This is a genomic window from Sporosarcina sp. P12(2017), from assembly GCF_002743035.1.
Lineage (GTDB): Bacteria > Bacillota > Bacilli > Bacillales_A > Planococcaceae > Sporosarcina > Sporosarcina ureae.
On record NZ_PDYL01000017.1, the window covers coordinates 41,973 to 61,082 of the forward strand.

Here is a 19,110-nt window from a genome sequence, read left to right on the forward strand (position 1 = left end):
CCTTAACTTATATGATTTTCACAGCAAGCGACATTGTTTTCAATTTGATTCAACACCTGATCAAATGTGTCTAGTAATTCTTTAATTTGTTGATTTCGTAATCCATAGTAGATGTATTTACCTTCTTGTCTTCCTACAATAATTCCACAACCTCTTAGACAAGCTAAATGTTGCGAGATATTGGACTGATTCCCATCTATACTTTCAACAATTTGTGAGACAGTCTTTTCCTCATATTTGATGCACTCTAATATTTGAACCCTGGTTTTGTCTCCAAATGCACGCAAAAACTTCACTTTAAGTTCAAAGTTTTCTTGTATCATATATATACCACTCCTTATATTAGACATGACTAATACGTTTTGTTATTATCACATTAGCAATGACTAATATGTATGTCAAACATATAGTGAATCCTATATTAGGGCGACTGTTTGTGTCGGACACAGTATTAGATTAGTACATAATGAAAAGGTTATTTTAGAACAAAATTACAAGACCTATATCGTTGTCATTGGTTTTGAAGAGTCGGAACCTACGAGCTTTCTCGAGAGTCCATAATTAAAGAAACGAACAGTATACAGTACGCATCCCATGCTTACAGGTATTCTAATAGAGGTAGGACTTCTCGTGAAAAATGGGTAGTGGTACGATCGAAAGGAAGTGAAGGGGGAAGTTATGAGGAAAAATATTGTCATGATGACAATTTTCTTATTCATCATCTCAGCAAATACCGTCTCCGCACATACTGGTCTAACTAGTGCTACCCCAGCTGATGGTGAAGTGGTTTTTGGAGAAATTCATGAAATTACATTGGATTTTAATACGAAAATCGAAGCCACAAGTACGGTGAAAGTGTTTAACGAGGCGAATGAGGAAGTAACCGTCAGTAATACCAGCGTGAATGATCATATTATGACAGCTGGTTTTTTGTCTCCGTTAGATTCTAGTACATATACTGTGGACTGGAAGATTATCGGCGCGGATGGCCATCCGATACAAGGAACGTATTCATTCGTAGTCAATCAAGATGAATTAGAGGATCCTGTAGTGTCAGAAGAAGCCCAAGAAATACCTATTCAGCCCAGTGAAAAACAAGTAGAAGAAAAAGTGGAGCAGCCAGTGGAAGTTCAATCAAAAATAGCTTCGAATGATGTCCTAGTTATCATCTTGGTCGTTTTATTTACGATTGCTGGTGGGTTTTTCGGCTGGATCATAGGAAGAAGGCAAACATAAATGATTTGGATATATATTTCAGAAAGTTTATTGTATCTATGTTTCTCCCTATTAATGGGCGCGTTTATCATTCAATTCATTCCAGAACGTTTGAAGCCTGAAATCCGTATTTCGAAGAGGCTACTTCAATTGGCCATATTAGGCGTCGTGTTCTTTTCAATTGCTCCTCTGATTAGAGTCATCTTATTTCTTTATGAAGACATCGGTCTGATGTTGACGATGCAAAATGTGCTTACGGGGTTTGAGGTAGGAAAGGCATGGACAGTCACCATCATACTTGCCATATTTTTTTATTTGTTCGTATCCTTGTTTTCAGTCTTGAATAGCAAAGTACTTTCTGGCATTTCATTAGCTTTCACCTTCGTCCTGCTCTTGGCATTGGGATGGGCAAGTCATGGGGCTTCGCTTACCGAATGGAGTGGATTCGTTGTTCACTCTTTACACTTTCTAGCTGTGACGGTATGGATTGGGATCCTCCTGATCGTCGGTTGGTGTTCGAAAAACGCAGAGAATTGGCTTTCCTATTTACGCTGGTTTACTCCATTGGCCATCGCATGTTTTCTTACGATTGTAGGAACGGGTTTATTTCTCATGACATTGGTGATTGATGTAAATGAGTATGGCGATGCATGGACGCTACCTTATGGACAAGCTTTATTGGTGAAGCATTTGACTATCATCCCTGTTCTGTTTTTCGCTTGTATCAACGGGTTTTGGATTAAACGTAAATTGAAAAGACAAGAGCAAATTAATCCAAGACCGTGGTTGAAGTTCGAAAGCGTGCTTCTATTCTTGACGTTCGTTTCGACAGGCGTCTTGGGACAACAGGAACCACCGCATAGTATCGAGACCACTCTCGCAGGCAGCGGTCCTTCGGCAAACTTCGATTACTTTTATTCAGGGGTCATTGAACCTTCAATGAGTCTACAATTTGGTTTTAACACAGTAAACACTCTATTTTTTACAGTCGCGATGATCTTCATGGGGCTGATCGTATTTAGCTTCAAGAAAAAGACACCCGCAATTGTTCCGTTTTTCATGGGGATATTCAGTGTCCTTTCGCTTTATTTTGGATTTATGTCTAGCATGCAATAATAATGATGAGAGAAGAGGTATTTGATGAAACAGAATAAAAATTCAAATATGAAATTTGTAGTTATTTTAACACTATTGGCAGTCGCCATATTGGCGGCAGTCGTGGTATTCAGCAATAAAGAAGAATCCGCGCCAACGGATATAAAGAACATTGATATTGCTGGGCAACCTACACTTGGGGATGAAGATGCTCCTGTCACGATCGTTGAATTTGGAGATTTCAAATGTCCTGGATGTAAAGCATGGGGTGAAATGATTTATCCGAAATTAGTTACTGATTATATCGAAGCAGGTACAGTTCAATTTGCATTTGTGAATGTATTATTCCACGGTGAAGAATCGACGTTAGGGTCGATTGCCGCTGAATCCGTTTTGGAGCGTAATCCGAGTATGTATTGGGATTTCCATCACGCATTGTTTGATGCACAGCCAGCTGAAAATCATGATGCGCAGTGGATAACTCCTGATAAAGTTCTTGAAATTGCGAGTGGCTTCCCTGAGATTGATCAGGCCTTATTAAAAGAAGACATGGAACAACAAGCGACTATGGAGAGTGTTAAACACGACGAAGAGTTAGTAAGAGAAGTTGGTGTTTCCATGACTCCAACTATTGTCATAAACGGGAAAGTAATGGAGGATCCGTTTGATTACGAAGCGATTAAGGCGGCAATCGAGCAAGCGGAGAAGGACGTGGATTGATGGAGTATAAAGAAAGTCAATCCAAGACACAAGGATACCTATTATATGTGGCTTGGGTAGTTTCGCTAGTTGCTATGTTTGGGAGTCTGTATTTCAGTGAAGTGAAAGGCTATATTCCATGTGAGTTATGTTGGTATCAGCGCATACTTATGTACCCACTTACATTACTATTGGGGATTGCAACTTTTCAGAATGACACTACTGTTAAAAAGTTTGTGCTTCCGCTAGCTCTTATTGGAGGAAGCATCTCCTTCATGCACTATTTAGAACAGAAGATACCGGGTTTTGGAGGTATCAAGCCGTGCGTAAGCGGGGTGCCTTGTAACGCAGAGTACATTAATTGGTTTGGATTTGTTACGATACCATTTTTGGCATTAATGGCCTTTGTAATAATTGCTGTCTGTATGTTTCTCATTAAACCAAAGAAGTTAATTAAATAAAGAATGCTGTTTTAAGAAGCCAAAGTGGTCGATTGTCGATCTTTGGCTTCTTTTTCTTTTGAAATCAGAAACGGTACCAGGTCCCAACACAAATCAGAAACAATTCTGAATTGAATTAGAGTTGTGTGCGGACCTGGTACCGTTTATGAAGTATATTGAATTAATCCAATACACTTCATCTTTGATTTCACTAGTAAATAAGTATAAAATGTACTTCTGTACTTCTATAACATTACGGAAGAGGTATGAATGAATTTCAAGAATAAAAGTTTTAGTGGAGGGTCTGTATGAATTATAGAATCAGTAACAAGCAAGTATTCGAGCAAGCACAGTTGCGATCGGTTTCAGATGTACCGTTTACTGAAGAAGAACTTCAAAAAGGTATGATGTTAGCGATAGCTAAGAAAGACGCTACGTTGGCGCTGTATTTGGTAGAGGTAGACGGTCATAAGAAGTTTGAGGTTCGTTGGGATGATTCACACGAGCTTTTCAGCGGCTGGAATTCGGCTTGGGAAAATTTCACGTGGTGTCTAGATATCGTAGGTAACTGATTTTCAGATACTTGTGTGCAAAACTATTTATCTATAAACTCTAAAAAAACTCCGCAGGTTTATGTAAACTGGCGGAGTTTTTTGTGCTTTTTTGCGGTACCAGGTCCCCACACAAATTGGAAACTATTCTGAATTGTACCGGAATTGTGTGGGGATCTGGTACCGTTCGTGCCGTTCGTCTGTCAGTGCCCAAAAAAGCCTCCCCAACATATGCTAATAAAGAGAATATGTCTGTGCTACTTACAAGGGGAGAGGAGCTACTAGTTCATGGCTACAAAACCGCAGCAATTAAAAATGGGTGACACGGTAGGGATTGTAACGCTTGGGAGTCCGCTCGCAGCTAATCGCATTACGGAAGGGATTCGGATGTTGCAAACGATGGGGTATAAAGTCGTGGTGGGAGAACATGTGTATGGCGCTAATGGCTTTCTTGCGGCTACTCCTCAGCAAAGGGCTTCGGATTTAATGATGATGTTTACCAATCCGGAAGTGAAATGGATTTTACCTACTCGCGGGGGAGTCGGGGTGGCAGGTATTTTACCGTTCCTTGATTTTAACGTCATTAAACAAAACCCTAAAATTGTCTCGGGATACAGCGACATCACGATTTTATTAAATGTGTTGTTTGAATATGCGGACCTTATCAGTTTTCAAAGTTTGTTATTGTTAGACTTTACTTCAGGAACCCCTTCATATAATTTCAATCAATTCTTTACGGCGACTTCAAACGTCACGGCACCTTGGCAAATTATGAACCCGCCTGAAGTTCCACTGAACGGATTGGTTCCAGGAAACGTCACAGGACCGATTGTAGGCGGAAATCTCACGTCATTCGTAGGCACGTTAGGCACATCCTATGAAATCAATACAGAAGGTAGAATTCTTGTTTTGGAAGAAACACATGAACCGATTAATACGGTGTATCGATACGTAAAACACTTAGAAATGGCAGGGAAATTTGACGATTGTGCAGGCATCATCATGGGACAATGTACGAACTGTGATTCTGCCTACGGAAAAAGTTATGTGGATTTGATCAATGAATTTCTAGTTCCGCTAGGCAAACCTTTAATGACCAACCTAGCGACCGCACATGGCCGCTATAAAGCCACCATACCTATTGGATCGCGTGTGAATATGAATACGGTGAATCGTACATTGACGGTGATGGAGCCGGTGGTGAAATAGGTGCCAGGTCCACATATAATTCACTACTATACGCAAGTTTTAGGGTATACTAATAAAGCAAGAAAATCTTCCGAGACGACAGGAATAGTAGGTGAATACAATGGGGAAGTATCAATTGGATAGTAAAGGTAAGGCATCCGTGGCAAAGTATCATGAAAAAAACAAGCCGGCCCAATTTGATAAAAAGCAACAACTCGACAAAATACGTACGGCATATTTGGAAAAGAAGAAAAAACAAGCGGACGAATAAGTGGCAACTAATACTTGATTCTCCTAACAATCTTTGGAAAACTCTCAGCATTTATTGTGGGGAGTTTTTTGTATTTCGTCATCCTATCCTTGAACGCAATCTTTTCATAGATAATTCAATTTAATATCGTAAACCAATAATTGTTGATATGATTAAGGTATATTCTGCATGAAAAGTCAGTAGACTGCGGAAAATACTTAACAAGGTGTGAATGATATTGAATCTCTTAAATGTTAGAAAAGGCCAATTCGTTTATTATCAAAATAAGCTGCATAAAGTCTATTCTGTAAAAGCTTTTTTTAAGCAGTCCGTTCATTTGGTCCGACTCGAAGACTTTGAACAACAGCTGGCTACGGCTAAAGAAATTAATTTGTATAAACCCAAACATCTGGACAGTTTTGTCGTGAATCATAAACGGTATACATTGCACAAAGATGAGAAGGCAAAAGTAGGCGATTATATTTTAATTATTAATCCTCAGCCGGATTCTTTAGATCACCACCATCTACATGCGATTGAAATGGTATCTTCCATTGAACGTCATGGCGTCATCAGTAATAAATCCAATGGTATTAAACATAACGAGTATTGGGTGATGATACCGGGGCTTGAAGACGGTGCGAATATTATTGATATGGAAATTCCAGATGCTCAATATAATAAGGCACAAGTAGAAGAAAAGTCGAAGGTCAGTGTACCACAAGTGCATCAACCTAAAATCGGCGACGTGTACCAATGCAACACAAAAGATCCAGTTCTTCAGGCGATGGTTGTGGCGATCCAGGGGGAGACGGTTTATTTAGGCGGGAATCTCGAAATGAATATAAATGAGTTGAACGATGCTGAGTCTTGGAGTTTAGTTCATCGGAAGTCGCTTACGTAAGATGGGTACCAGGTCCCCACACAATGTAGGTATAATTCATGACTGTATGGAGAGTAGGTAGGCGATAGTTTTAGTTTCCTGCTTGAGAAGTCAATATGTACTTCCTCTAAGACAATAAAAAGAGTGGATTAGGCTTGATACCTGATCCACTCTTTTTATAATCCACATAAATCATTGTTGCATTTTACCCGCAGTATACCCGCCATCCACCGCAAGTGTCACACCGCTAATTGATCTCGCAAGGTCTGAGCATAGGAATACCACAGCGTTTGCTTGTTCTTCTGCGGTAGACATTCTTCCGGCTGGAAGGGAAGCCAGTACGCCTTGGTATTGTTCTGGCGAAGTTTTGGACCAGCTTTCAATTGCCGGTGTAATCGTTGCGCCTGGTGCAATAGAATTAATCGTGATGCCTTGTTGGCCATATTCCAATGCTACTGATTTTGTAAGACCCGCAATGGCGTGTTTAGATGCAGTGTATGGCGCCATGTTCGGTGAGCCTTCAATGCCCGCACCGGATGCTGTGTTGACAATTGCACCGCCACCCGTTTTTTAGCATAGCGTTTACTTCATGCTTGATGCAGTAAAACGTGCCATACAGATTTACTTGTAGCCTAATATCCCAGTCCTTCGAATCCATTTCTCCAATAGGCTTTAACCCTTTGTTAATGCCTGCGTTGTTATGTGCAAAGTCTAGCTTGCCGAATGTTTCAACTGTTTTAGGGAGGTACCAGGTCCCCACACAATTTAGAAACAATTCAGGAATGTATAAAGAGTAGGTAATTATTTTAGTTTCCTCTTTGAGAAGTTTATATGTACATCTTTTAATATAATCATTATTGCGTTTCACTCGCGGCATGGAGGGGATAGTATATTTTTAACAATAAATACAAAATAATACGTCCTGTACATGCATACAATTTTAATGCAGGCTTAGGGGCGACCAGCTCCGACTAGACTAGTGGATCGGCAGAGTAGCCTTTATATAAGCGTTGGTAATTATAAATAAGGGGGATTTTTATGGAGTGGGATTATGAATATGATGTAATTGTCGTTGGTTCAGGAGCGTCGGGATTTTCGGCCGCGATCACGGGAAAGAAAGAAGGCTTGAAGACGGTCCTAATTGAAAAGGAGAAAGTATTTGGAGGGGCGTCGGCACTTTCGGGAGGCGGGGTATGGATTCCGAATAACCGATATTTGGTCGAAGGTGGAGTACAGGACAGTTTTCAGGAAGCGAAGACGTATTTGGATGCAACGGTCGGTGACAAAACGTCGGATGAGATGAAAGAGACCTATTTGAAGAAAGGCGTCGACATGATGGATTATCTCCATGAAACGTCCGAGCATATGCGGTTTACGTACGCCAAAGACTACTCAGACTATTATCCTCACTTAGAAGGCGGTAAAGGTGGGGGGCGTTCCATCGAGCCTACAGTCTTTAATCTAAACAAGCTCGGCGGTTGGCGAGGGCAGATGAAGAAACCCGCGATGGATACGAAAGGGTTTGTCATGACAGGACAGGATTTCCGTCATATTAATATGATTACCAGAACATGGAAAGGAAAGAAGAGAAGCTTGACGCTCGGCTGGCGTTTGGTTAAGCACTTGGTTTTGAAAGCCAATTATTCGGCTTTGGGCCAAGCGCTGATCGGTAGACTTGCGATAACATACAAAGAGCTTGGCGGCGAGCTTTGGCTAGATAGCCCGTTCATCGATTTTATTATCGAAGACGATTCAATTACCGGTATTAAGATTATGAAAGACGGCAAAGAAACACGTGTGAAAGCATTAAAAGGAGTCATTTTTGCGTCAGGGGGATTCTCCCAGAAACAGTCGTTTCGTGAGAAGTATCTTCCGGCACCGACGGATAAAACATGGACATCCTCTCCGCAAGGGCAAACGGGGGATTTATTGGATCCCGCCCAGATGCTTGGCGCGAAACTTGGCTTCATGGATAAGGTTTGGGGCGCGCCGTCGATCATTGATCATACAGGCAAGCCGTTCTTCTTGGTGGCGGACCGGGCAATCCCATCTATGATTATCACAGACCAAGATGGCAACCGCTATATTAATGAGCCCACGCCATACCATGAATTTGTGGATACTATGTATGCGCACCATGAAAAAACAGGCGGTAAGGCAATCCATTCGTGGATCATCCTAGATCATAAAGCAAAAAAACGTCATCTCTTCGCGGGATTGTTCCCAGGACAAGATTTCCCTAAAGAATATTATGAACATGGTGTAGTTTTAAAAAGCGAAACAATTGCAGGATTGGAAGAGCAATTGGCGATGCCAAAAGGGAATCTGGTGAAGACGGTTGAACGGTTCAATGGATTTGCGAAGACTGGAAAGGATCTTGATTTCCATCGAGGCGAAACGAAGCATGATCAGTATTACGGTGATCCCACACTGAAAAATCCAAACCTCGATGCGCTCAACAAAGGACCTTATTACGCATTGAAGATCTATCCGGGTGATATTGGAACGAAAGGCGGCGTCGTCATCGACACTCATGCCCGCGTGTTGAAAGAGGATGGTACGCCAATTGAAGGACTGTACGCATGCGGCAATTGCTCGGCTGCCGTCATGGGCGAATCGTACCCGGGACCTGGCGCGACAATTGGACCCGGCATGACATTCGGACATATCGCAGCCCTTCATTGTAAGGAGAATTAGAAGTATGGAGTTAACGTACTAGGTACTCATACAAATTAAATTGTTTTAAAGGAGAAGCGCTTTTTAAGCTTCTCTAGGTGATACATCCTGACTATAGTAAAAATTCATTTTATAACATATTACTATCCACTTTTAGTTGTCAATGGTGAAAAGATACGCTAATGGCAAAGACTTTATCTAATAAATCTACCAAATAGTCTGTACGATAATAAAAACATAGGGGGATGTAGTATGAAACTGTTAACTAGATGGTCTAACACGTTAATGGAGCGATATTTACCGGACCCGTATATTTTTGTTGCTATTTTAACCTTGGTTGTATTCGGGCTCGGTCTTGGATTCACTGATTCGGGTCCGCTTGACATGGTCGTGCATTGGGGAGATGGCTTCTGGGGGCTTTTATCATTTACTATGCAAATGGTCATTGTTCTAGTTGCAGGTTATGTTTTGGCGATTAGCCCAGTATTCAAGAAGTTGCTAAGCACGCTTGCTGGTGTCGCAAAGTCACCTGGTTCCGCAATTATACTCGTTTCTGTTGTAGCATTGATCGCTTGTTGGATTAACTGGGGCTTCGGTCTGGTCATTGGTGCTCTTTTTGCGAAGGAAATCGCAAAGAAAGTACCAAATGTTGACTACCGTTTGTTAATTGCAAGTGCTTATTCCGGTATGATTATTTGGCACGGAGGTCTTGGTGGATCGATTCCACTGTCGATTGCGACTGAAGATCATCCATTCGCTGACATAATGGGTGTCGTTCATACATCTGAAACGATTTTCTCAACGTATAATATGATCATTGTCGTGGCGCTACTCATTGCCATTCCGATGTTGAATCGCTTCATGATACCTAAGCCAGAAGATACCGTTACGGTGGACCCGAAGCTTTTAGAAGAACATATCGAAGTGGAGAAAGATACAGATCACACGCCAGCTAGTAAACTTGAAAACAGTGTGATTATTTCCATGCTGATTGGCGCACTTGGTCTCATTTATCTCATTCAGCATTTCATTACCAAAGGGTTCGATTTAAACTTAAACATTGTGAATTTTATTTTCCTCATCCTTGGCGTGATTTTCCATGGTACACCGAAACGTTTTCTTGCCGCTGTTACGACTGCGGTTAAAACAGCTGGAGGCATCATCATTCAATTCCCGTTCTATGCGGGTATTATGGGCATGATGGTTGCTTCAGGATTAGCTGGTGTGATGTCCGAATGGTTTGTTTCCATTTCGACAGAAAGTACGTTTCCATTGTTTACTTTCTTTGCTGCAGGCCTTGTGAACTTTTTCGTGCCATCCGGTGGCGGCCAGTGGGCAGTGCAAGCTCCTATTATGTTGGATGCAGCGCAAACACTCGGTGTTAGCTATTCGAAGACCGCTATGGCGATTGCATGGGGCGATGCATGGACGAACATGATTCAGCCGTTCTGGGCCTTGCCGGCACTTGCGATCGCAGGACTTCGTGCAAAGGATATTATGGGCTTCTGTATTTTCGTACTTGTAGTGAGTGGGATTATTATTAGTATCGGATTATATTTCTTCTAAGTGAATTTGAAACGACTGGGATCATGCTCAGTCGTTTTTTATCGTAACGGAATGTTTCCTATTTCATTCGGCAATCGTTATACTAGAAATGACGGGACGAATATACGTTCTTGATTCGACCGTACACTATACAGCTAGAGAGGTTTACATATGAAAGGCACTTCACATCTATTTATCGGCACAGCGGTCGGTGCTATTGCGGGATACGCTGTGCAGCCGGATATCAAGACTGCGTTAATTGGCGCGGCGGTCGGCGGAATATCCGGCGTTGTTCCGGATCTTGACACGAACGGGCTCGCGAGCAATAGCATTACACTTAGTAAGAAAGTAAGCAAATGGCTTATGGAGACTGCTGGCATCGTGATCTTGCTGACACTCATCTATCAAGTTTTTACAGAGGGACTGAGCCAAAATATTTATGTGTATGGCGGTATCGGACTTCTGTTGCTTATTGTGTCGCGTATCATCACACAACGACGGATGCTCACCATTACAGGTATTCTTGTCATGCTTCTCGGCTTTGTCCTTGATCAGTCGCTCGGTATTTTACTCGCTGGCAGCTATATAATTATTGCATCGTTCTTGCCGCATAGGTCTTATACGCATTCTATTATTGGTATTGTGTTTTATGCGTATATTTTGAAGCATGTGTATGCGCAGTGGCCGATTGACGGTCTGATTGCTGCCGGGCTTGCTGGGTATATTAGTCATTTGCTAGCGGATATGAAGGCGCTTCCTGTTAATCGGCGGGGGGTTAAGTGGTTTTTGCCTTTGTGGGGGCGGGAGTTTTAGGGTGGCTGGGTATGGACACGGTTGGATTGGGTACCAGGTCCCCACACAATTCGAGAACAATTCAGAATTGTTTCGGGACCTGGCACTTAAATAACTCGATTTCTACCAGCACCAAATCCAACAATCAGAGTTAACATCGTGACAAATAATAATATGGCTAAGGAAAATGTCCAAGTACCCGTAGTATCAACAAGTGAACCTAATAAAACGGGCCCTATTGCAGCAAGTGAATAGCCGATTGCTTGCGCCATTCCCGATAACTTTGCTGCTTGCATTGCGGTAGTTGTACGCATAGCTAGAAAAGCTAAGGAAAGAGGGAATAATCCACCATAGGCAACTCCTATCAATCCAACACTCCAAATCATGACATCGTAGCTTTCACCGCTTAAAAGACCGATATACCCACCTAATGCCAACGTACATAAAATTAAAATAATGCTTCGTTGTGATGTAAATTTACCGGCAATGATCGGTACGAGTAGACTGGCAGGTAGTCCGATTAATTGGTTAAATGACAGCATCCAACCAGCAGACTCACTCGTGACACCGTAATCGATTAAAATTTCCGGTAGCCATGTCATAAGCGCGTTATATGAAAAAGCTTGCAATCCAAGAAAGATAGCTACTTGCCAAGCGAGCGGCGAACGCCACATTTTACTATCATCAGCCTTCACATAATACATGTTCACTTCGTCGGCAGATTTTCGTTGTTTAACAAAATACACCCAAATTCCAATACCTACAAGCGCAGGTACAATCCAGATACCTAATGCAAATTCCCACCCTAGCCCAGCACCGACAGCTAACGGAATACTAACTCCCGAAGCTAAAGCAGCAAATAAACTCATTGTCGTCGTGTACACACTCGTCATCAGTGGCACTTGATTTGGAAAACGTTCTTTAATGATACCGGGAAGTAACACGTTTGAAATAGCAATTCCCACGCCGATTAAAATCGTGCCAATAAAAAGTAATGAAATGAATGGGATGGACCGAATAATGATTCCAATAGTGAGAATACACATCCCGGCAATGAGTGTAGTTTCATTGGTGAATTTAGTACTAATCTTGGGGACAATAGGCGACATGACCGCAAAGGCAATTAACGGTAAGCTCGTTAAAATACCTATACTCCCATTGGAAAGGGATAGACTTTCGCGTAGTAGACCAATAATAGGTCCAACAGAAGTGATGGCGGCACGTAAATTACATGCCACGAGTAGGACTGCGGAAATTAGGAGAACTTGATTGTAACTTTTTAACTGACCATATTTATATCTATTCATGGAAACAACTCCTTTTTAGACTGAGGGAATGTACACTGCCTGAAATTGAAGGGCAGGATCCTTTTAGTCGAAAAGGGATCTCAAAACAAATGGAGAGAAATTCATGAGTTTACGATTAGGTATAAACAGCTTACTAGGTATTGCCAGGTTTCCGCATGATTTTTAATTAGCTAAAGCATCTGACATTTTTCATCACCTTTTGTTTCTTTTGTCGATATTTGTGGAAAACGTCGTCATCAACACGATAAAAACAGGTAATAAACTCCACAAAAAGAAACCCCATTGCCGTGTGAGTAGAGATAATACTAAGAAGAAAGCAAGTGCGATAATTGAAATATAGACAGTGCGTTTCTGATATTTATTCATCTGGCACGCTCCTTTACGGAATCTGGTTCTAGTTATATGTATCGGCGAACATTTTGGCAGTACTGTACGTACTCTTCCCCATAAATTTTTACTAACGATTGTTCTTCGAGTCGTACTTGTCTATTAAATAACCAAAAAGCTGAGATCAAATATAATAATAGGATCCAATTGGGATAAATGAGGAATTCACCACATAAGACCATCCCAAAAGCAGTATATATCGGATTTCGACTGATAGAAAAAGCGCCAGTAGTAATCAATGTGCCCGGGTACTCTTCATCAATGCCTACCCTGAAGCTTTTCCCGAATGAAATTAAGCTGTAAAGGAATAACAAAAGCCCTCCGAAGCATAAGGCAACACCAATCCAGCCCACAACTCCAGTATTAAATATCTCTGTTCCCAACCTTGGTAAATTGAAGGCGTTTGAAATGATTATATATAACAACAGCAACGCAAAGGGCGGTATGATGAAATCTTTTTTGTCCATGTGTCCAAATTTAAATACGTTAATGCCAAATTTCTTTAATTGAATCGAACGAATGATTACCAATATGATTAATAGGGTAATCTTTGCAACGGCAATATATTCTTGCATCAAGACCCCCCTTAATTTACTGTTTTTCTATTCTACACCGTTAATGACTCTATTCTAACTCCAAACTTATAATCGCATCAATACTTCATTACCTATAGAATTTTGCTACGTTATATAAAAATCTACTGGCTCAAACTAGTGTAAAGACATATTTCTATCATCATCTTATCACAAATATCACAGTAAAATACTATGTTTATAGATTACTCTAACAATTGCGCGGTGACACTCCAATTGTATGACAAAATAGAGTCGTATAGAATCCCAGAAAGAAAGCATCTTTCTCGAGGTACCAGGTCCCGACACAACTTAGAAACAATTCAGAATTGTTTCGGGACCTGGCACCTGTGAAAAATACTCGGCAGTTAAAATTTGACTTGACATTCAAAATCAGAAAATTCATAATATGGATAAGTTAGAAACTGGCAGTGTGAAGGAAGTGAGAATGTCGTGTCGTTACGAGAGAAGAAAGTGGAAAAGAAAAAAGAAGAGATCCGGAAATCTGCTATGAGTGTTATTGCGGAAAAGGGATATCATGCCACGACGATGGAAGATATTGCAGCGAAGTTACTCATGACAAAGGGTTCCGTTTACTATTATTTTAAAGATAAAGAATCACTGGTGTATGAGAGTCATAAACTACTTTTGGAACAAAGTATGGAGCAACTTCAAGATGTGTTGGCTGAAGAACTCACGTCTGTAGAGAAGTTGCGGAAGGCTATGGTCGTTCACATGGAAAATGTCATGACAGAAAGAACGGATTTCTTTATAGGAGTTAAACCTGATCATGTGTTTGAGGGAGAGTATTTACAAGAGATCCTCCACCTTAGAAATCAATACAGTGATTGTATGAACAGACTTATTCAACAAGGGATGGAGGACGGAAGTTTTGTACAAGTAGATATTAAGATTGTGAATCATATACTTCTAGGAGCCATGAATAATGCGGTGATCTGGTATTCTCCGGAAGGTAGTAAAAGTATAGACGAATTGGCTAATTCTATTGCTGATTATTTATTGAAAATCCTAGTGTAGGACTATATATCAATGTGGGTAGAAAGGGAGCGAAGTATATATGAACATGGATCACGTGTCAGCGGTTATTACAGGAGGCGCTTCGGGACTTGGGGAAGCTACAGCAAGAGAGATTATTGCGGCAGGAGGAAATGTAACGATTTTGGATTTACAAGAAGACCGTGGGAATGAATTGGTCAAGGAGCTCGGAGATTGTGCATTATACGTCAAGACGGATGTTACTAGCACGGAAAGTGTTCAAGCGGCGTTGGATCATGCGGTGAGTACTTTTGGCAAAATCAATGCAGTCGTGAATTGTGCAGGCATCGCTGTGGCGGAGAAAACATATAGCGGCAGAAAAGGTGCGCATGATCTGGAAAACTTCAGCAAGGTCATTCAAATCAATTTAATCGGGACGTTTAATACGATTCGTCTAGCTGTCGAGCATATGACGAAAAATGAACCAAATGATCAAGGCGAAAAAGGATTCATTGTGAATACGGCGTCTGTTGCCGCGTTTGACGGACAGGTTGGTCAAGTGGCCTATGCGGCATCTAAAGGCGGGATCGTGAGTATGACGTTGCCCCTTGCGAGAGACTTGGCTTCTGAAGGTATTCGCGTGATGACAATCGCACCGGGCTTGTTTGAAACGCCGATGTTCGCTTCATTGCCTGAGAAAGCTAAGGAATCTCTCGGAGCTATGGTACCTTTTCCTTCACGGCTCGGCTATCCGGAAGAATATGCACAATTGGTCAAAAGTATTTGCGAAAATACGATGCTGAACGGGGAAGTCATACGTCTAGATGGAGCAGTCCGTATGCAGCCGAAGTAATAAGTATGTATAGAGAATGAAAAACGTATTCAATGAAATGTAAGGGCTTACAAATGTATGTAGGAAAGAGGGGTTTAATATGAGAGAAGCAGTAATTGTGGAATGGGTCAGAACACCGGTAGGAAAAAGAAATGGTGTATTGAGTACGGTGCGGGCGGAAGATTTAGCAGCCAAGCCGCTGGCGGAAGTAATCAAACGAGCGGGAATTGATGCGGGGCTAGTGGAGGATGTTATCTTCGGATGTGTATCGCAAGTAGGGGAACAATCTTTTGATATCGCTCGGGTCGCGGCTTTGCAGGCAGGATATCCAATTGAAGTACCGGGAACGACAGTGGACAGACAATGTGGGTCAAGCCAGCAAGCTGTACATTTCGCAGCACAAGCTATTATTAGCGGAGATATGGATGTGGTTGTGGCAGGAGGCGTCGAAAGCATGTCTCGGGTACCAATGGGGAGCAGTCGATTAGACGTGAAATTTAGTGAAGAAATCACGTCAAAATACGAAATGGTTCACCAAGGCGAGTCAGCGGAAAGAATTGCTGAGCAATGGGAGATCTCAAGAGAAGAAATGGACCGCTACTCACTCGAAAGCAATGAGAAAGCTGTCATTGCACAACAGGAAGGTCGGTTTGATAAAGAAATTATGCCGATTGAGGTAACACTTCCTGACGGTACGAACATGATTGTGAAAGATGATGAGGGGCCGAGAGAAGATACGACGATGGAGAAGCTGAGTTCGTTAAAAACACCCTTTAGGGAAAGTGGTGATGTGACGGCTGGAAACTCCAGTCAAATTAGCGACGGGGCAAATGCGATTCTGTTAATGTCCCGCGAAAAGGCGGAAGAACTCGGATTGAAGCCAAAGTTTAGAGTACTTACTCGGGTAGTGGTAGGCTCCGATCCGACACTCATGCTGACGGGACCCATACCGGCTACTCAAAAGGCTTTAGAAAAGTCCGGACTAACACTCGATGATATTGATATTTTTGAAGTTAATGAAGCCTTTTCTGTTGTGACGATTGCCTGGTTGAAAGAAACAGGTGCCGATCCAAAGAAGCTAAATCCAAATGGTGGGGCAATCGCTCTAGGTCATCCGCTTGGCGCAAGTGGCGGACGCTTGATGATTACGATGATGAGTGAACTTGAAAGAACGGGCGGCCGTTTCGGACTGCAGACGATGTACGAAGGACACGGCATGGCGAATGCGACGATATTGGAACGATTAGATTAATTGCTAATGATGAATGAAGATATGAGGAGAGATTTCTATGCCACTAGATTCTATACGGGTACTGGATTTATCCCGCTTGTTACCGGGGCCATACTGTTCGATGCTTCTCGCAGATTTTGGTGCAGAGGTGATCAAAGTGGAAGAGCCTGGCATAGGAGACTATGCGCGGGCGGAATTGCCTAAGGTAGGGGAAGTGAGTGCACTTTTTCATTCATTGAACCGTGACAAGAAGAGCGTTTGTCTATATTTAAAGGATGAAATGAATGTCAAAGAATGTGAAATGTTAGAGGGAGTCAAACGTGAAGTGAAGAGTTATATGACATACTATACTCATCATCGTGGACAGTGGAATTTGAAAAAGTTGCCACCTGCAAAATACAGGCAGCAACGTCAACACGCAGCATAGACTTTTTTAATTATCCTTTACAAAGGGTACAGTTTAAAAGATATACGAGCATGTTAATATATAAAAAACGCGATGAACAACTCATCGCGTTTTTTATATATTAAGGCTGAATCAATACCTTGATACAACCGTCTTCTTTCTTATCAAAAATGGAATAAGCATCTGCTGCGTCTTCCAATTTTACTTTGTGTGTAATAATATCTGTCGGATCGAATTCTTTTGCTTCGATCTTTTTAAATAGCTCAGGCATTAAGTGAATGACAGGTGCTTGGCCCATATTCAAGGAAACGTTGCGTGTGAAGAAATCACCAAGTGGGAAGTTGTTTGCATCTGTCGCATAAACGCCTGTTAACTGAACCGTACCAAACTTCCGTACGACTTGTGAAGCAGTGACGATCGGGCTGATCGTTCCGAATTGATTATCTCCACTAGAACCAAATGTTTCCCCTGGTTGCACTGTTCCATCCATACCTACACAGTCAATGACGACGTCTGCGCCGCCTTTCGTTTCTTCATGCAATAATTTGCCAATCTCATCATGTTCTTTAAAATTATACGTTTCTACTTTATTCGTCTTTTCCGCATGCTTCAAACGATAATCGACATGGTCTACTGAAATGACTCGTTTAGCACCCTGCATCCAAGCAAATTTTTGCGCCATTAATCCAATAGGACCGGAGCCGAGAATAATTGCGGTATCGCCTTTTTTCAACTCGCTATGAATGACACTCCAATAGGCTGTAGGAATGACATCAGATAATAAGGCGAGATGCTCGTCATCCAGCTCGCTGTTTTCCGGTACTTTGAATGAAGTAAAGTCTGCGTACGGAACGCGCAAGTACTCGGCTTGACCACCTGGGAAGTTCCCGTTCGGCTCAGCAAATCCGAACAGTCCTCCAACTTCTCCGTGCGGATTGGATTCATCACATTGACTTTCCATTTCATGTTGACAGAAGAAGCATTCACCGCACCCTATATTAAACGGAATGACGACTCGGTCGCCTTTCTTTAATGTTTTTACTTCAGAACCTACTTCTTCGACAATTCCCATCGGCTCATGTCCGACTACATAATCTTGCTCGGGCACAATCCCGCCATGGTACAGATGCAAATCCGATCCACAAATACCGCTTGTCGTAATGCGTACGATTACATCACTATTTTCTTGGATACTTGGAGCTTTCACTTCTTTTGTGACCATTGATTTCTTTCCTTGAAATGTTACTGCTTTCATACCATCACATCCTTTTTGCGTTGTGCTTATTTGGTACCCGTCTATCTTCTATGTAAACTAGATAAGTGAGAATATTAATTCCTGGTGGAGGAGTAGATAGAAAGAAATAGAAACATAACGGTGTATGTATGTTATACGAAGTGTTATAAAGGGAAGTGAAGAACAAGGAGGGATTCATTCATGTTACAAGAAAGTGAAATGAAGCATTTACAACGATCTGTCGATTTAGCAGAAATTGCGTTACATAAAGGAGATCAGCCATTTGGTTCGGTGTTGGTTTCAGCGAGTGGTGAAGTGTTAGCTGAAGATCATAATCGTACAAGTAGTGGCGACCCAACGCAGCACCCAGAATTTGCTTTAGCGCGCTGGGCTGCAGACCATATGGAAGCAGATGACAGAGCGAAGGCGACCGTGTTTACGTCAGGTGAACATTGCCCGATGTGTGCGACAGCTCATGGTTTAGTCGGTTTGGGACGGATTGTTTATGCTAGTTCATCAAAACAGTTAGCGCAGTGGAAGAAAGAAATGGGTGTTACGACGCCTGCCCCTGTGAAAAGTTATCCGATTCAAGAAATGGTTCCTGCTATCGAAGTCGTTGGGCCGGTAGAAGAATATGCAAAGCAAGTGCGAGAGTTGCAACGGAAGTACCATCAGAAAAATAACTGAAGTAAATTATGCGAGGAGAGCCGTTTGTTTTGGCTCTCTTTTATCTGAATGGTTCCAATAGTGAAGTTGGCGATACCTATTTTATATCAATTGGCGAAAATATATGATAATGGTATATTTTACT

23 protein-coding genes are annotated in these 19,110 nt (G+C 41.8%); 16 read left to right on the forward strand and 7 right to left on the reverse strand.

Annotated elements, in window-relative coordinates; genetic code table 11:
- Positions 1-2: 2 nt before the first annotated feature.
- A complete protein-coding gene (locus CSV80_RS13575) occupies positions 3-323 on the reverse strand; it encodes an ArsR/SmtB family transcription factor (protein WP_099671169.1) in 321 nt (106 codons plus the stop codon).
- Positions 324-678: 355 nt separating this feature from the next.
- On the opposite strand from CSV80_RS13575, the gene CSV80_RS13580 reads away from it, so the two are divergent.
- The 8 genes from CSV80_RS13580 (at position 679) to CSV80_RS13615 (ending at position 6,342) form a co-directional block, all read left to right on the forward strand.
- Complete coding sequence (locus CSV80_RS13580) at positions 679-1,236, forward strand: copper resistance CopC family protein (protein ID WP_099671170.1); 558 nt, start codon at positions 679-681, stop codon at positions 1,234-1,236.
- Positions 1,237-2,331 carry a copper resistance D family protein gene (locus tag CSV80_RS13585; RefSeq protein ID WP_099671171.1) on the forward strand — a complete coding sequence of 365 codons (1,095 nt, stop codon included), beginning with the start codon at positions 1,237-1,239 and terminating at the stop codon, positions 2,329-2,331. It abuts the gene before it with no gap.
- A gap of 24 nt (positions 2,332-2,355) precedes the next feature.
- Positions 2,356-3,030 carry a DsbA family protein gene (locus CSV80_RS13590; protein WP_099671172.1) on the forward strand — a complete coding sequence of 225 codons (675 nt, stop codon included), beginning with the start codon at positions 2,356-2,358 and terminating at the stop codon, positions 3,028-3,030.
- Entirely contained in the window at positions 3,030-3,470 is a 441-nt protein-coding gene (locus CSV80_RS13595; protein ID WP_099671173.1) for a disulfide oxidoreductase, read from the forward strand. Before CSV80_RS13590 ends, CSV80_RS13595 begins: the two co-directional genes overlap by 1 nt.
- Before the next feature lie 287 nt (positions 3,471-3,757).
- The gene (locus CSV80_RS13600) at positions 3,758-4,021 is read left to right on the forward strand and encodes a hypothetical protein (RefSeq protein WP_099671174.1); all 264 of its coding nucleotides are present in this window, start codon (positions 3,758-3,760) and stop codon (positions 4,019-4,021) included.
- 267 nt (positions 4,022-4,288) lie between these two features.
- Positions 4,289-5,209 (forward strand): S66 peptidase family protein, encoded by a 921-nt coding sequence (locus CSV80_RS13605; RefSeq protein ID WP_099671175.1) that lies wholly within the window; start codon positions 4,289-4,291, stop codon positions 5,207-5,209.
- 100 nt (positions 5,210-5,309) lie between these two features.
- Entirely contained in the window at positions 5,310-5,459 is a 150-nt protein-coding gene (locus CSV80_RS17675; RefSeq protein WP_029055061.1) for a hypothetical protein, read from the forward strand.
- Positions 5,460-5,670: 211 nt separating this feature from the next.
- Positions 5,671-6,342 (forward strand): hypothetical protein, encoded by a 672-nt coding sequence (locus tag CSV80_RS13615; RefSeq protein ID WP_369802832.1) that lies wholly within the window; start codon positions 5,671-5,673, stop codon positions 6,340-6,342.
- 171 nt (positions 6,343-6,513) lie between these two features.
- On the opposite strand, the gene CSV80_RS18060 is transcribed toward CSV80_RS13615, so the two are convergent.
- A complete protein-coding gene (locus CSV80_RS18060) occupies positions 6,514-6,828 on the reverse strand; it encodes an SDR family NAD(P)-dependent oxidoreductase (RefSeq protein ID WP_255407660.1) in 315 nt (104 codons plus the stop codon).
- Between the two features lie 13 nt (positions 6,829-6,841).
- On the reverse strand, positions 6,842-7,198 hold the full coding sequence (locus CSV80_RS18065) for an SDR family oxidoreductase (RefSeq protein WP_255407661.1): 357 nt from the start codon (positions 7,196-7,198) through the stop codon (positions 6,842-6,844).
- A gap of 161 nt (positions 7,199-7,359) precedes the next feature.
- Between CSV80_RS18065 and CSV80_RS13625 the strand changes: the two genes are divergently transcribed.
- The 3 genes from CSV80_RS13625 to CSV80_RS13635 all read left to right on the forward strand — a co-directional run bounded on the left by CSV80_RS13625 (position 7,360) and on the right by CSV80_RS13635 (position 11,355).
- Positions 7,360-9,018 (forward strand): FAD-dependent oxidoreductase, encoded by a 1,659-nt coding sequence (locus CSV80_RS13625; protein ID WP_099671177.1) that lies wholly within the window; start codon positions 7,360-7,362, stop codon positions 9,016-9,018.
- 231 nt (positions 9,019-9,249) lie between these two features.
- The gene (locus CSV80_RS13630) at positions 9,250-10,563 is read left to right on the forward strand and encodes a short-chain fatty acid transporter (protein WP_099671178.1); all 1,314 of its coding nucleotides are present in this window, start codon (positions 9,250-9,252) and stop codon (positions 10,561-10,563) included.
- A 150-nt stretch (positions 10,564-10,713) separates the two neighbouring features.
- Positions 10,714-11,355: a metal-dependent hydrolase gene (locus tag CSV80_RS13635; protein WP_099671179.1), complete on the forward strand. Its 642-nt coding sequence runs from the start codon at positions 10,714-10,716 to the stop codon at positions 11,353-11,355.
- Positions 11,356-11,441: 86 nt separating this feature from the next.
- Here CSV80_RS13635 and CSV80_RS13640 read toward each other — a convergent pair whose 3' ends face one another.
- The 3 genes from CSV80_RS13640 to CSV80_RS13645 all read right to left on the reverse strand — a co-directional run bounded on the left by CSV80_RS13640 (position 11,442) and on the right by CSV80_RS13645 (position 13,603).
- Positions 11,442-12,641, reverse strand: coding sequence for a CynX/NimT family MFS transporter (locus CSV80_RS13640; RefSeq protein WP_099671180.1), 1,200 nt, complete (start codon positions 12,639-12,641; stop codon positions 11,442-11,444).
- 192 nt (positions 12,642-12,833) lie between these two features.
- Positions 12,834-13,007 carry a hypothetical protein gene (locus tag CSV80_RS17680; protein ID WP_199083974.1) on the reverse strand — a complete coding sequence of 58 codons (174 nt, stop codon included), beginning with the start codon at positions 13,005-13,007 and terminating at the stop codon, positions 12,834-12,836.
- Positions 13,008-13,039: 32 nt separating this feature from the next.
- Positions 13,040-13,603, reverse strand: coding sequence for a methyltransferase family protein (locus CSV80_RS13645; protein WP_099671181.1), 564 nt, complete (start codon positions 13,601-13,603; stop codon positions 13,040-13,042).
- Between the two features lie 450 nt (positions 13,604-14,053).
- Between CSV80_RS13645 and CSV80_RS13650 the strand changes: the two genes are divergently transcribed.
- From CSV80_RS13650 to CSV80_RS13665, 4 genes are all read left to right on the forward strand, one after another.
- Positions 14,054-14,638, forward strand: a complete 585-nt coding sequence (locus tag CSV80_RS13650) for a TetR/AcrR family transcriptional regulator (RefSeq protein WP_099671182.1) — start codon at positions 14,054-14,056, stop codon at positions 14,636-14,638.
- Positions 14,639-14,678: 40 nt separating this feature from the next.
- Entirely contained in the window at positions 14,679-15,449 is a 771-nt protein-coding gene (locus CSV80_RS13655) for a 3-hydroxyacyl-CoA dehydrogenase (protein WP_099671183.1), read from the forward strand.
- Between the two features lie 79 nt (positions 15,450-15,528).
- Positions 15,529-16,680, forward strand: coding sequence for a thiolase family protein (locus CSV80_RS13660; RefSeq protein ID WP_099671184.1), 1,152 nt, complete (start codon positions 15,529-15,531; stop codon positions 16,678-16,680).
- Between the two features lie 37 nt (positions 16,681-16,717).
- Entirely contained in the window at positions 16,718-17,086 is a 369-nt protein-coding gene (locus tag CSV80_RS13665) for a CoA transferase (protein ID WP_099671185.1), read from the forward strand.
- Between the two features lie 100 nt (positions 17,087-17,186).
- On the opposite strand, the gene CSV80_RS13670 is transcribed toward CSV80_RS13665, so the two are convergent.
- Positions 17,187-18,320, reverse strand: a complete 1,134-nt coding sequence (locus CSV80_RS13670) for an alcohol dehydrogenase catalytic domain-containing protein (RefSeq protein ID WP_099671186.1) — start codon at positions 18,318-18,320, stop codon at positions 17,187-17,189.
- A 180-nt stretch (positions 18,321-18,500) separates the two neighbouring features.
- Here CSV80_RS13670 and CSV80_RS13675 point away from each other — a divergent pair, with 180 nt between their 5' ends.
- Entirely contained in the window at positions 18,501-18,986 is a 486-nt protein-coding gene (locus tag CSV80_RS13675; protein WP_099671187.1) for a nucleoside deaminase, read from the forward strand.
- Positions 18,987-19,110 lie beyond the last annotated feature (124 nt).

What these genes read in the sequence shown, in the direction of transcription:
- CSV80_RS13575 (WP_099671169.1), bottom strand. Translation starts at nt 323, where the DNA reads ATGATACAAGAAAACTTTGAACTTAAAGTGAAGTTTTTGCGTGCATTT.
- CSV80_RS13580 (WP_099671170.1), top strand. Translation starts at nt 679, where the DNA reads ATGAGGAAAAATATTGTCATGATGACAATTTTCTTATTCATCATCTCA.
- CSV80_RS13585 (WP_099671171.1), top strand. Translation starts at nt 1,237, where the DNA reads ATGATTTGGATATATATTTCAGAAAGTTTATTGTATCTATGTTTCTCC.
- CSV80_RS13590 (WP_099671172.1), top strand. Translation starts at nt 2,356, where the DNA reads ATGAAACAGAATAAAAATTCAAATATGAAATTTGTAGTTATTTTAACA.
- CSV80_RS13595 (WP_099671173.1), top strand. Translation starts at nt 3,030, where the DNA reads ATGGAGTATAAAGAAAGTCAATCCAAGACACAAGGATACCTATTATAT.
- CSV80_RS13600 (WP_099671174.1), top strand. Translation starts at nt 3,758, where the DNA reads ATGAATTATAGAATCAGTAACAAGCAAGTATTCGAGCAAGCACAGTTG.
- CSV80_RS13605 (WP_099671175.1), top strand. Translation starts at nt 4,289, where the DNA reads ATGGCTACAAAACCGCAGCAATTAAAAATGGGTGACACGGTAGGGATT.
- CSV80_RS17675 (WP_029055061.1), top strand. Translation starts at nt 5,310, where the DNA reads ATGGGGAAGTATCAATTGGATAGTAAAGGTAAGGCATCCGTGGCAAAG.
- CSV80_RS13615 (WP_369802832.1), top strand. Translation starts at nt 5,671, where the DNA reads ATGATATTGAATCTCTTAAATGTTAGAAAAGGCCAATTCGTTTATTAT.
- CSV80_RS18060 (WP_255407660.1), bottom strand. Translation starts at nt 6,828, where the DNA reads ATGGCGCCATACACTGCATCTAAACACGCCATTGCGGGTCTTACAAAA.
- CSV80_RS18065 (WP_255407661.1), bottom strand. Translation starts at nt 7,198, where the DNA reads ATGCCGCGAGTGAAACGCAATAATGATTATATTAAAAGATGTACATAT.
- CSV80_RS13625 (WP_099671177.1), top strand. Translation starts at nt 7,360, where the DNA reads ATGGAGTGGGATTATGAATATGATGTAATTGTCGTTGGTTCAGGAGCG.
- CSV80_RS13630 (WP_099671178.1), top strand. Translation starts at nt 9,250, where the DNA reads ATGAAACTGTTAACTAGATGGTCTAACACGTTAATGGAGCGATATTTA.
- CSV80_RS13635 (WP_099671179.1), top strand. Translation starts at nt 10,714, where the DNA reads ATGAAAGGCACTTCACATCTATTTATCGGCACAGCGGTCGGTGCTATT.
- CSV80_RS13640 (WP_099671180.1), bottom strand. Translation starts at nt 12,641, where the DNA reads ATGAATAGATATAAATATGGTCAGTTAAAAAGTTACAATCAAGTTCTC.
- CSV80_RS17680 (WP_199083974.1), bottom strand. Translation starts at nt 13,007, where the DNA reads ATGAATAAATATCAGAAACGCACTGTCTATATTTCAATTATCGCACTT.
- CSV80_RS13645 (WP_099671181.1), bottom strand. Translation starts at nt 13,603, where the DNA reads ATGCAAGAATATATTGCCGTTGCAAAGATTACCCTATTAATCATATTG.
- CSV80_RS13655 (WP_099671183.1), top strand. Translation starts at nt 14,679, where the DNA reads ATGAACATGGATCACGTGTCAGCGGTTATTACAGGAGGCGCTTCGGGA.
- CSV80_RS13660 (WP_099671184.1), top strand. Translation starts at nt 15,529, where the DNA reads ATGAGAGAAGCAGTAATTGTGGAATGGGTCAGAACACCGGTAGGAAAA.
- CSV80_RS13665 (WP_099671185.1), top strand. Translation starts at nt 16,718, where the DNA reads ATGCCACTAGATTCTATACGGGTACTGGATTTATCCCGCTTGTTACCG.
- CSV80_RS13670 (WP_099671186.1), bottom strand. Translation starts at nt 18,320, where the DNA reads ATGAAAGCAGTAACATTTCAAGGAAAGAAATCAATGGTCACAAAAGAA.
- CSV80_RS13675 (WP_099671187.1), top strand. Translation starts at nt 18,501, where the DNA reads ATGTTACAAGAAAGTGAAATGAAGCATTTACAACGATCTGTCGATTTA.